This window comes from Lachnospira hominis (ex Liu et al. 2021) (assembly GCF_014287955.1).
GTDB classification, from domain to species: Bacteria; Bacillota; Clostridia; order Lachnospirales; family Lachnospiraceae; genus Lachnospira; species Lachnospira hominis.
On record NZ_JACOPD010000014.1, the window covers coordinates 1 to 11,264 of the forward strand.

An 11,264-nucleotide genomic window follows, 5' to 3' on the forward strand; every position below is an offset into this window, starting at 1 on the left:
TGCAGTTTTCAAGGTTCAAAGAACTCTAACTGAGTTCAAAATATATCTAAAAATACATTTCTGTACTTTATTCAAAAAATATCATTTTAGGGCTTGACTTTTAATAGTTAGTCTCCTTACAAGATTGCTATTGCTCTGGAAGCATCCATCTTCCTTGCTATATAGCCTTTTTCCTCTAATATTTTCAGATGTGCATAAACACTTGAAGTCAATGCCACCCCTACCATCTTGCATATCTCCCTGATAGTAGGAGCATAACCATTCACACGCTGATATTGCATAATGCTTTTATACACATTCTGCTGCTTCTCCGTCAATGGTGCTCTGTCTACCAGATCAATTCTTGCTGCTTCGCTCATGTTCCGCCTCCCTCTTTATCCAAAGTATCCATGTGGATGTACTGTGTGTTCTTCTTTTGCATTGACTGCCGACAGAATCCTGTCCCGGTACATGAGTCCCCTCTGGATACTGTAAAATCCAAATCTTCTGCGTATCTCATTCACCGCCGAATCCATCTTCATCTGCTTTTCACGCTTCTCCACACTTGAGAACAAATCAATCTGTTCCCAATAATTATCTGTCACTAAATCTGCACCTCGGACACCAACACTGCGGATTGGCTTTGTATAGCCTGTATCCAGCCTCTGCAATCTCTTTGGTGATATTGCTCGCATTCTGTAACTTTACCTGTTTTGAAAAATGGAACAGTTCTTTGTCACGGACACTGATCTCAACAGTCCGGCACCGGAAACCATTCTCCCGGAGTCTTGCCGCTACACTTTCTGCCAAAATGTATAACACAATCTTGACATCTTCATCTGTTTCCATATCCTTGGGCGTTGTTGTACTGTTGCCTACGGACTTGACCGGAGCTGATGTGTTTTCCAGCTTTACCGGAGATTCATCATATCCATTAGCAAAAGCCCACAGAATACTTCCCATCTTGCCAAGTTTTCTGACTAGCAGGGTTTCATCAGATTCTGCCAGATCTCCGATAGTCCGGATTCCCATGCTATATAACTTTTTATTCGTTGCATTTCCCACATATAACAGATCAGAAACTGGAAGACACCAGGCTTTTCTCTGAAACTCATCCTCATACATAGTAGTAATGGCATCCGGTTTCTTGTAATCCGAACCAAGTTTTGCAAAAATCTTGTTGAACGACACACCCACGCTCACCGTAATGCCAAGTTCTTTTTTCATCCTGCTGCTTATTTCCTGTGCAATGTGAAATCCATCTCCCTTGAGAGTTGCACTGTCTGTCACGTCCAGCCAGGACTCATCAATTCCGTATGGTTCCCTCTTATCTGTATAGTCAGCATAAATTTCCTGTGCCATTCTGGAAAATCTGAGATACAGGTCCATTCTTGGAGGAAGAAATGTTATGTCCGGGCATACCTGTTTTGCCTGCCATAATGCCATTCCGGTTTTTACACCATATCTCTTGGCCGTATAATCAGCGGTCAGCACAATTCCATGTCTCGCCTCAGGATCACCTCCTACTGCTACAGGCTTTCCCCGAAGCTCCGGATGATGCAGAAGCTCTACTGATGCATAAAAACAGTTACAATCACTATGCAGTATTGTCCGGTTCACTGAATCACCTTCTTTCCTGCTGCCGGATGATATGCCATCCGTCTACATGGCATAATATAATACTTTTTATATTGCTATTCAACGGTAATTTATTGCATATTATCAATACAGTTGATATTGTGTATTGATTTTTAGGGATTCTTATGCTAATCTTGATATATCCCAATAGGGAGATCATACCTGATATGATTACTTAGAAAGGCATAATACTATGAAAGATTTAGGAAAGACCATTGCTAAATACAGAAAAGAACATAAGCTGAACCAGAGCCAGCTTGCAAAAGAACTGGAAAACTATGACATCTATGTAAAGCAGAATTCAATCAGCGCCTGGGAGCTTGGCACAGCAACACCAAATGCCAGACAATTTCTCGCCTTATGTGAAATTCTTGAAATATACGATATCTATACGGATTTTATTGGTCAAAGTCCCCTTAACCCATTCCGAAACCTGAATGAAACGGGAATGAACAAGGTTCTTGAATATATCAGAGATCTGGAAAGCACCGGCAACTATAAACCGGCAGATATCATTCCTATTCACGTAATCCAGGAAAGAAAAGTATTTTACAATACAGTTTCTGCCGGTACCGGCTCTTTCCTCGATAGCGATGAATATGAGATGATTTCCTCTCCTGATATTCCGGAAGCCGCAACCTTCGGTGTATATGTAGATGGTGACAGTATGGAGCCTAGATATCATAATAAGGATCTCATCTGGATTGAACAGACAGCATGCCTTGATGATGGCGAAATAGGTATTTTCTATCTTGATGGAAACGCATATGTGAAGAAATTTCAGAATAACAGACTCGGAACCTATCTCATATCACTGAATAAAAAATATGATCCAATCCCGGTTACAGAGAATAGTTCCTTCAAAATATTCGGCCGTGTTCTTTCATAAGTCCTTTTTTGGGGACACTTAAAACTGTAGTATTATTATAGCGGAACAGACCTGAACAATTCTTAATTTGGAGGTGCATATATATGAATACTGATATGGATATAGACATAAACACCATGACAGACACAATTACTTGCAAACTTGTTGAAGCAAGGGCAGATCTTGGCATTACCCAGAAAGAACTTGCATCAGCAACCGGCATCAGCCTGAAAACTATTGCCAATATCGAGTCAAAACAGCATATTCCTTCTCTGCTATACGCCATGAGAATTGCAGATTTTTTTCACAAACCGGTAACAAGCCTGTTCTGCTATCATCCTGGTGTTCAGCAGACTCCCTCTAAAGGAGATGATCTGAATGAATAATAAAAAAATGTTAGATTTCCAGACAATCGCTGTTGATTTTGATGGCACTCTCTGCTACAGCAAATGGCCGGAGCTTGGTCAGCCAAACCAGGCACTGATCGAATATCTCCAGGAATGGAAACGCAATGGCAACAAACTCATTCTCTGGACCTGCCGCGCCGGTGAAGCTCTGTCGAATGCTGTCGAATGGTGCCGGGAACAGAATCTTGAATTTGATGCAGTTAATGACAATCTTCCGGAAAACGCAAAGGCATAGAACCCGTAATGGGACTATGCCTTTGTGCTTATTCTGGCATTCATTTTTAGTTAGTGCGGGTTATTTACCTAATACAGTTCTTCTCATAATAAAAATCTGTTAGTTAAACTTTTTCAAATTTTGCTACTTCATCCGATAAATCTTCCGAAAGGTTCTTATTTTCGTCCGCCTGCACTGTAATTGCTGAAATTGCTGTTACAAGTTGTGATATCTCTTGTGCTACGTTTGTAACACCTTTTGCAGATTCTTCAATTGCTATAGAAATGTTATTGATACCTTCATTCATATCATTCATTGTACCTAAGCTATCTTTTGACTTAACTGCAAACTCGTTAAATGTATTACTTGCCTGATCAGAATCAGCATCATAATTTCCAATAATTTTTACAAAGTTGTCATAATCAAGTGCTACCTTTTCATCTACAAAACGAATCATTTCCGTTGCATTTCCAGACAGATTGTTTACTGCCTCAATAACTTTTCCACTGATTTCCTGAATATTGTTTGCTGTATCACGTGAACTATCTGCAAGCTGTCTGATTTCATCTGCAACAACGGCAAAGCCCCTGCCTGCTTCCCCTGCTCTTGCTGCTTCAATCGATGCATTAAGTGCTAGAAGATTTGTCTGTGCTGCGATATTTAAGATATTTTCTGTAAGTTTTGCAATTTCATTTACAGACTTAGATGCTTCTACTGCCTCCGCGACATCCTTTTGAATGCCATCAAATGTTTCTACTGTTTTTTCTTTTGATGCAATCGCTTCTTTATAGCTATTTTCTGCAGTAAGCTTCACTTCATGCATCTTCATTGCAGAGTTCTTAGCATCCTCATTCATGCCTTCCATTTTCTTTAGCAGATTATTACATCCTTGGGCTAAATCATATAGAGAAGCAGATACCTCTTCCATGGATGCTGCAAGTTCTTCCGATGTTGCACTCACATTGGATGCACTCATATTTGAAGATTCCGCCTCATTTTGTACAAGATAGGAAGATTCTTTCATATCTTTTGATACACTCTGAATCTTTACCATAAGATTTTGTAATGTTTCAATAAAATGGTTGACACCATTTGCAAGCTGACCAATTTCATCACTGGTTTCATCAAATACTCTTAACGTAAGATTACCCTGTCCTGATTCTATACCTAAAATGATATCATCCAAATCATTCTTTGCTCTTTTTGCTGGACGAACAATGGACTTATTAATAACAATCGAAAGAAGTACGATTACAATAATATCAGCTACCACAAGTGCAAGATCAAAAATGATGCTTCCATTTATTCTGTAGTTGATATGTCTGATGGCTTCTGCCACTTCTCCTTTTGCTGTTTCAAAAACCGCGGTATCATTATTTTCCACTGCTTCTTCATATTGTTCAAACTGTTCTATAAGCACATCATTCTTTCCTCGAATAGCTTGTAATGCCATTAAATTCAAGGCTGTAATCAAAACTGCAAAAAAACCTACAGACACTAACATTGTTACTAACTTTTTTCCCAAGTTCTTTCTCTTTTTCATGTTTATTTTCCTTCTTTCTGCGAAAAGCACCAATGCGTTATGTTTTGGAATTTTTTAGCATCATTCTACCCCACCCCACAAAATTTTGTCAATACTTTATTCTCTTGATAGAAAATTTTAATCTTTACTCTGATGAGGATGGCGTGAAACACATCCGTATCAAAGCCAGACCTAATAAATGGCATGAGAATGACTGCCCTTTCTGTCACAAGTCATGTCCTGCTTATGACAAACATTCCAGCAGACCAACCACTTGGAGGGGACTGGACTGGGGTGGTATTCTGGTCGAAGTTGAATACCAGACGCATCGTATCATCTGCCTTGAACATGGGGTTATATGTTGCCGAAGTTCCATGGGCATATCCAGGTAGTAGATTTACCAAGGATTTCGACCTTACCGTTGCATGGTTTGCATCCTATCTTCCAAGAAGTACCACATCATACTTCATGAGAGTGGACTGGGAAACTGTAGGCCGCTGTGTCAATCGTGCTCTTCACGATTTAGAACCGGAGCACTCAAGAAGACTTGATAGTCTGGTTAATATCGGCATTGACGAAACCAGTTACAAAAAGGGTCACAAGTACATTACAGTAATCGTTAATCACGATACCAACACAGTGGTATGGGCATCGGAAGACCATGGCAAATCCGTTCTTGAAAAGTTTTATAAACAGCTTACTCCAGAGCAGCTATCCAGCATCAAGGTTGTTACAGGTGATGGTGCCAAATGGATCACAGAGTGTGTAAATGAATACACTCCTGACTGCGCCCATTGTGTTGATTCCTTTCACGTAATCGAGTGGGCTATGACAGCTCTCGATGAAGTCAGAAAAGATATCTGGCATGATGCCTACAGCGAATATAAGCAGGTCAAAAAAGATAATCCATGTAGCAAGGGTCGTCCTAAAAAGGATGATCCTGAACTTGCTATTGTGAAAGCAGCTAAAGCTAAAGCAGATGAGATAAAAGGCTCTGCATACATGATAAAGGTTCTCTGTTTCCTTTTTGATACCAAATATCATATGCATTATATAATATCTTTCTAAACTCTTCCATGTTTCTATTATTGATAGTATTAAAATCTCCTATGAGAATATACTCTTCGTTAGAATGTTTCTGTAAAAATGAATACAATTCATTCCAAAATTGTTCATCATATTTGGGTGGAATTGGTTATCTAATTAACTACATTATTTTCTGTCTAAAATATCCATGAATTCGTCACCTGTAATTGTTTCCTTCTCATACAGGTACATAGCCAGTTCGTCCAGTTTTTCCCTGTTTTCAGCAAGGATTTTTCTTGCTTTTTCATGCTCTGCTTTTACGAGCTGCACGACTTTTTCATCAATTTCCTTCTGGGTATCTGCGGAACAGGAAAGAGACGTATCGCCGCCAAGATACTGGTTGGTCACGTTTTCCATTGCCACCATGTCGAATTCATCTGTCATGCCATAGCGGGTGATCATCGCTCTTGCAATTTTTGTTGCCTGTTCGATATCATTGGAGACTCCGGTCGTGATCTCACCAAATACGATCTCCTCTGCCGCACGTCCGCCTGTAAATGTAGCAATCTTATTCTCAAGTTCTTTTTTCGTCATCAGATATTTATCACCCTGCTCAACCTGCATAGTGTAGCCGAGTGCACCTGAGGTACGCGGGATGATCGTAATCTTCTGGACCGGTGCTGAATGACTCTGCAATGCAGCTACCAGAGCGTGTCCTATCTCATGATATGCAACAACCTTCTTCTCCTGATCTGAAAGAACCGCATTCTTCTTCTGATATCCTGCAATAACCACTTCTATACTTTCTTCGAGATCAGATTCATTTACAACGGTCCTTCCACTACGGACAGCACGTAATGCTGCTTCATTTATAATATTGGCAAGCTCCGCACCGGATGCACCCGATGCCATACGTGCAATCGTATGCAGGTCAACATCATCAGATGCTTTTATCTTCTTTGCATGAACCTTTAAAATTGCTTCACGGCCTGCAAAATCCGGCAGTTCAACCGGCACACGTCTGTCAAAACGTCCCGGACGTGTAAGTGCCGGATCTAACGACTCCGGACGGTTCGTTGCAGCAAGAATGATGACACCATTATTTCCTTCAAATCCGTCCATCTCTGTAAGAAGCTGGTTTAAGGTCTGCTCCCTCTCATCATTTCCGCCCATTTGTCCGTCACGCTTTTTACCAATGGCATCAATTTCATCAATAAACACGATACATGGTGCCTTTTCCTTTGCCTGTCCGAAAAGATCTCGAACTTTGGAAGCTCCCATACCGACAAACATCTCAACGAACTCTGATCCGGACATTGAGAAAAATGGTACATTTGATTCACCCGCCACTGCTTTCGCAAGCATTGTTTTGCCGGTTCCCGGAGGTCCTACAAGAAGGACACCTTTTGGCATAGACGCACCTACATCGGTATACTTCTTCGGATTGTGAAGATAATCAACGATCTCTGAAAGGTTTTCTTTCGCCTCATCTTCTCCTGCAACGTCTGAAAAACGGATTTCCTCACTGGATTGCACATAAATCTTCGCATTGCTTTTTCCCATTCCAAAAGCCATCGAATTTTTTCCTCCGGCATGCTCCATCAGTTTCTTCGCCATATAATTTCCCAGTGCGATAAAAATGATCAATGGCAAAATCCCGGTCAGCAGGAAGCTGATGATCGGTGACATCTGTTTATCGATATCTTTTGCGAATACTGCTCCACATTCATATAGCCTGTCCGTCAGGTTCGGATCGTTCATCAGACCTGTTTTATAAATATTTTTTTTTGATCTTTATCTGTAAAGATGATCTGATTGTCCTCAACTTCTACTTCACCAATATTCTTCTTCTCGATCATGCTCATAAAAGTGCCATAATCCGTTTCCTTCACCTTATGCTCCATAAGGATTGGTGTGACAACCAGATTAAATACAATCAGCACTATTAACACAATCCCATAATAATATGCCAGTGGTTTTTTCGGTGTTTTAACTTCTTTCATGTTCTTTCCTCCTGTTGTTCTGCGTTATGCTTTCTCCGTGCATTTTCGTATTATTTATTCTGCCATCTGACTTCGCCCTTGGACAGAAGCGGATAACAGATCAGCTGATCTGAATCCAGATTTTCGGCATGCATGTCAACCGCTGTGATCTGATGATTATCATAAGTCGTATAATAGTAAATACCTTTTGCTGTATTACAACAGGACGTGTATATCGTGATCTCATATTTGCCTTCTGTCACCTCACAGCATCCACGCTGCTGATCTACGGATCCTAAGATATGGAAGAACTGGCTTACACTCTCATCCTCTTCTTCACCGGAGATCGAATTTAATTTTGTAAAGGCAACTTTCACAAATCTTGACTGGCTGGAAAGATCTCCAGGTATTCCCATTCCACCCATTCCTCTGCTATATGCATCAAGCTGTAATACTCCTGCAAAAGTACTCTCCGGCTGTTTTCTGGATACTCCGGCATAATTATTCAGTGCAAACATCTGACTCGGGAATGGTGGATTATTGGTAAGCACTCCTACCGGATTATCATATACATGCAGCCCATCTTTCATAGACTCAACAACGATACAGGAGTCTTTGTCTGCAATGATCCAGTGAAGCTGTGCTGTCGGCAGCTGTTCACTGAATGCTGTACCTGTCAGTCTCATTGTTGCCAGCTTCTCTCTCGCCTCTGCTACAGTAGCACACTGTGTAAGGATCCATGGGATGAACTCGAACTGTGCCACCTGGCTGACTTCTGTTTCATCTTCCGGCAAAGCCTCTTCATATGCCGCATTGCCGACAAAATTAAGACCTGCCATTCCAAGGCCTTTTTCATTAACAGCATCATAATAAAGCGGATAACCTTCTGCAACAAATGCCATTCCGATCAAAGCATAATGGCTTTTTATCTTCCCGGCAAACCGGAAATCAAATTCGTAATTTCTTGGCGTTATCGCGATCTGTTCCCCATAGGAAAATTCATAATCAAGCGTTCTGCCCATATAAAAATCTTTTGTTTTGTAAGTTGCTGCTGTACACATATCGAACACCTCTTCTTTCTGCTATAATAGTCCTGCAAACAATCTCATAAACAACTGTCCGAGCCGTAAATATGCACTCCGTCCTGTGCGGTACTTTTCGGTCACTTCCCTGCATTCATTCATGGTTGCTCCCAGATTATCTCTTATATCCAAAACTGTCTGACTATCCGCCATAAAACAACCATTTTCAAAGTGGTGATAAAGCAATGCCATTCAGTTAAGCATCATTTTAGTGGTTTTCCGTCATAGAAAGCCACTGTTTTTATGCCTAAAAACTTTAAAAATATTACAAAAAACAGTTGACAAGTAAGCCAATATATGTTGCGCAAGCCTTGATTATAAACATATTTCAAGGAGGCTCATTATGGCTGATTTTTTCTTATCTAATTTAAAATCCACACTCGACAACTGCATCACAGAACTCGATGAAATCCACTCCATGTTCTGCCGTAATCCGGAAAGTGATTTTACCAGGAACCGCAAACTTTCTTTCCGCGAGTATATTCAGTTTATGCTCCAGATGCAGAGTAAATCCGTTTCAAATGCAGTAAACATATGCAGGGCATATCTCAAACACGATGGTAACGAAACAGAGTCCATGCTTCTCATACAAAAGTATCTGACACCTGTCAAGTACAATCGAAAATATCCTATCCACCTCCGTCCAAAGAGAAATAGGGATTTCATGTATCGGGTTGCATAAATCTCGTTACCATTATACTGCATTATAAGGCAGATAAGTAATCTGTCTTTTTGTCATAAAAAACCTTATCTAAATGACATTGAATGATTTATTTTCTATCTAAAATTTTATTAAACCGACTAAAGACTCCATAGTTTGTGTGTTTGACTTACTGTTTATATCTATCTTCTCCTAAATATTTTTCTAGTCATTGCAATATAAAATTGCTTATACAGTCTCTCCCTTAAGCGTCCTGGTATTCTGGATAATATACAGAGCGACCGATATGACCATCATTATAGTGCACAAACCAATCAACAGATCTGATACCATCGGTGTAATTTGGAACCATATAATATGCACCGCTGCAGTTCCATATAATAAAAAGGTTACTATCTTTCCATGCCAGTCTGCACCATGTACTTTTCCTGTCTTTCGTATCACAAGACATCCACTGACTACCATATACAGCTCCTTACCTGCCATTATTACGATTAAAAGAAGCATATGCGGAAAACGAGTAAACAGACAGATTAACATCGCTGCCTGTGTCAGCTTATCAGCCACCGGATCAAGTATTTTTCCTAAATTACTAATCCTATGGAATCTTCTTGCGATATATCCATCAGCAAGATCCGTAAGACCAGACAGCAATAAGATTTCACCAGCTAACAGAGGATTTTTCTTTACACAATAACTCCATATAATTACCGGAATCAGACAAAGCCGAAAAAAAGAAAGAAGATTAGGAACCGTAATAATTCTATTCAAATTTTCTTCCTGATTCACTTCACTCTGCATGTACGGTCACATCACTTTCCTTTTTTTTAGACATAAACCAATAAAATATAACACAAAATACTAAAGCAAACACAACACCAAAAACATTTTGAATCACTCTAAGACTAACCGCTCCTTGTAGTCCATAAGTCTCTGCAGCAATGGCTAAAGCACCAAATGTGTTAAATACTGCCTGCCAGCCATATTGTGCTGAAAATCCTACACCGATTCCACCAAGAATTCCTATATATGCATAGATTGACGAAGGAAGCAGAAAATATAATACTGTAAAACATATAACACCTGCAATATTTCCGACAATCCTTTTACGGACTCTGTAGTGCATATCTTCCATAAACGGCAAAATCGCGGACATGGCCGCAATACCAGCCCACATTGCACGTGGCATATTACAAAGTTCTGCAATGCAAAGGACAATCGGTACGCATAAAATCTGACATATCTGCCATTTTGTTCTGGAAGAAGTGATATCAAATTCTTGTATCAGATCTTTCAGATTTCTTTTATAAGTTCTGTTTTTATGATTTCGATAAAATACGAAGCAGGTAAATGCTGCACCTAAAGCCATTCCGACTAATCGCATCTGATAGCTTTTTCCCGTAACATCATAACCATATAGCAGCAGATACCCAAGAACCAATGTAGATTGATTAAACATGAATGGATTATGGCATCCGAACAGAATCAATACAGCCAGTGCCGCAATATTTAACAGCATTCCCAATACCGGTGAAAACTGATTTGCTAAATGCGGACATACAGTCATAATTACAAAGAACAAAGCCAAAAGCATCGTAGATTGTCCGGTGTGGATTCCCAGATCCGCATTCCGAAATACCATAAGACATAATAAAACTACTACACCCACAATACTATTCTCATTTCCAAATAAGATACTGAAAATAGTAACAAATAAAAAACAAAATGCCATTGTAACAGCTATCTTCACCAGATATACCCACATATGATATAATTTTTCTTTTAGTGTTTCACTCTTTTTCAACAGGTTTTTAGAACCTGCCTGATTTAACTGCAATTCCTGATAAAATGTCATGTAATTCCTCCTCTATCTGTTTTTCTTAAA

The 11,264-nt window shown here is 39.8% G+C and carries 11 protein-coding genes and 2 pseudogenes; 5 read left to right on the forward strand and 8 right to left on the reverse strand.

All coding sequences use genetic code 11. The features are described 5' to 3' along the window. Positions 1-116 precede the first annotated feature (116 nt). Both H8S01_RS13250 and dinB read right to left on the reverse strand, forming a co-directional pair. Positions 117-359, reverse strand: a complete 243-nt coding sequence (locus H8S01_RS13250; protein ID WP_186837484.1) for a LexA family protein — start codon at positions 357-359, stop codon at positions 117-119. Between the two features lie 15 nt (positions 360-374). Continuing rightward, positions 375-1,599: pseudogene (dinB, locus tag H8S01_RS13255) on the reverse strand (DNA polymerase IV). A gap of 211 nt (positions 1,600-1,810) precedes the next feature. Between dinB and H8S01_RS13260 the strand changes: the two are divergent. From H8S01_RS13260 to H8S01_RS13270, 3 genes are all read left to right on the forward strand, one after another. Next, entirely contained in the window at positions 1,811-2,506 is a 696-nt protein-coding gene (locus H8S01_RS13260; protein ID WP_008115820.1) for an XRE family transcriptional regulator, read from the forward strand. Positions 2,507-2,589: 83 nt separating this feature from the next. Further along, the gene (locus tag H8S01_RS13265) at positions 2,590-2,871 is read left to right on the forward strand and encodes a helix-turn-helix transcriptional regulator (protein ID WP_186837485.1); all 282 of its coding nucleotides are present in this window, start codon (positions 2,590-2,592) and stop codon (positions 2,869-2,871) included. Beyond that, entirely contained in the window at positions 2,864-3,127 is a 264-nt protein-coding gene (locus H8S01_RS13270) for a hypothetical protein (protein WP_117699036.1), read from the forward strand. Before H8S01_RS13265 ends, H8S01_RS13270 begins: the two co-directional genes overlap by 8 nt. 103 nt (positions 3,128-3,230) lie before the next feature. Here H8S01_RS13270 and H8S01_RS13275 read toward each other — a convergent pair whose 3' ends face one another. Beyond that, the gene (locus H8S01_RS13275; RefSeq protein ID WP_186837486.1) at positions 3,231-4,649 is read right to left on the reverse strand and encodes a methyl-accepting chemotaxis protein; all 1,419 of its coding nucleotides are present in this window, start codon (positions 4,647-4,649) and stop codon (positions 3,231-3,233) included. 273 nt (positions 4,650-4,922) lie between these two features. On the opposite strand from H8S01_RS13275, the gene H8S01_RS13280 reads away from it, so the two are divergent. Further along, complete coding sequence (locus H8S01_RS13280) at positions 4,923-5,696, forward strand: transposase (protein WP_186837487.1); 774 nt, start codon at positions 4,923-4,925, stop codon at positions 5,694-5,696. Positions 5,697-5,840: 144 nt separating this feature from the next. On the opposite strand, the pseudogene ftsH reads toward H8S01_RS13280, so the two are convergent. The 3 genes and pseudogenes from ftsH to H8S01_RS13295 form a co-directional block, all read right to left on the reverse strand. Then, positions 5,841-7,657: pseudogene (gene ftsH, locus H8S01_RS13285) on the reverse strand (ATP-dependent zinc metalloprotease FtsH). 50 nt (positions 7,658-7,707) lie between these two features. Further along, positions 7,708-8,697 carry a choloylglycine hydrolase gene (gene bsh / locus H8S01_RS13290; RefSeq protein ID WP_186837488.1) on the reverse strand — a complete coding sequence of 330 codons (990 nt, stop codon included), beginning with the start codon at positions 8,695-8,697 and terminating at the stop codon, positions 7,708-7,710. Positions 8,698-8,718: 21 nt separating this feature from the next. Continuing rightward, positions 8,719-8,910, reverse strand: a complete 192-nt coding sequence (locus H8S01_RS13295; protein ID WP_186837489.1) for a hypothetical protein — start codon at positions 8,908-8,910, stop codon at positions 8,719-8,721. 151 nt (positions 8,911-9,061) lie between these two features. Between H8S01_RS13295 and H8S01_RS13300 the strand changes: the two genes are divergently transcribed. Beyond that, positions 9,062-9,400: a hypothetical protein gene (locus H8S01_RS13300; RefSeq protein ID WP_007887600.1), complete on the forward strand. Its 339-nt coding sequence runs from the start codon at positions 9,062-9,064 to the stop codon at positions 9,398-9,400. Positions 9,401-9,607: 207 nt separating this feature from the next. Here H8S01_RS13300 and H8S01_RS13305 read toward each other — a convergent pair whose 3' ends face one another. Then, on the reverse strand, positions 9,608-10,180 hold the full coding sequence (locus H8S01_RS13305; RefSeq protein WP_186837490.1) for a CDP-alcohol phosphatidyltransferase family protein: 573 nt from the start codon (positions 10,178-10,180) through the stop codon (positions 9,608-9,610). Further along, positions 10,170-11,234, reverse strand: coding sequence for an FUSC family protein (locus tag H8S01_RS13310; RefSeq protein ID WP_186837491.1), 1,065 nt, complete (start codon positions 11,232-11,234; stop codon positions 10,170-10,172). Before H8S01_RS13310 ends, H8S01_RS13305 begins: the two co-directional genes overlap by 11 nt. Positions 11,235-11,264: the final 30 nt, after the last annotated feature.

Excerpts from the sequence above, each read along its gene's own strand:
- H8S01_RS13250 (WP_186837484.1), bottom strand. The coding sequence starts at position 359 with ATGAGCGAAGCAGCAAGAATTGATCTGGTAGACAGAGCACCATTGACG.
- H8S01_RS13260 (WP_008115820.1), top strand. The coding sequence starts at position 1,811 with ATGAAAGATTTAGGAAAGACCATTGCTAAATACAGAAAAGAACATAAG.
- H8S01_RS13265 (WP_186837485.1), top strand. The coding sequence starts at position 2,590 with ATGAATACTGATATGGATATAGACATAAACACCATGACAGACACAATT.
- H8S01_RS13270 (WP_117699036.1), top strand. The coding sequence starts at position 2,864 with ATGAATAATAAAAAAATGTTAGATTTCCAGACAATCGCTGTTGATTTT.
- H8S01_RS13275 (WP_186837486.1), bottom strand. The coding sequence starts at position 4,649 with ATGAAAAAGAGAAAGAACTTGGGAAAAAAGTTAGTAACAATGTTAGTG.
- bsh (WP_186837488.1), bottom strand. The coding sequence starts at position 8,697 with ATGTGTACAGCAGCAACTTACAAAACAAAAGATTTTTATATGGGCAGA.
- H8S01_RS13295 (WP_186837489.1), bottom strand. The coding sequence starts at position 8,910 with ATGGCATTGCTTTATCACCACTTTGAAAATGGTTGTTTTATGGCGGAT.
- H8S01_RS13300 (WP_007887600.1), top strand. The coding sequence starts at position 9,062 with ATGGCTGATTTTTTCTTATCTAATTTAAAATCCACACTCGACAACTGC.
- H8S01_RS13305 (WP_186837490.1), bottom strand. The coding sequence starts at position 10,180 with ATGCAGAGTGAAGTGAATCAGGAAGAAAATTTGAATAGAATTATTACG.
- H8S01_RS13310 (WP_186837491.1), bottom strand. The coding sequence starts at position 11,234 with ATGACATTTTATCAGGAATTGCAGTTAAATCAGGCAGGTTCTAAAAAC.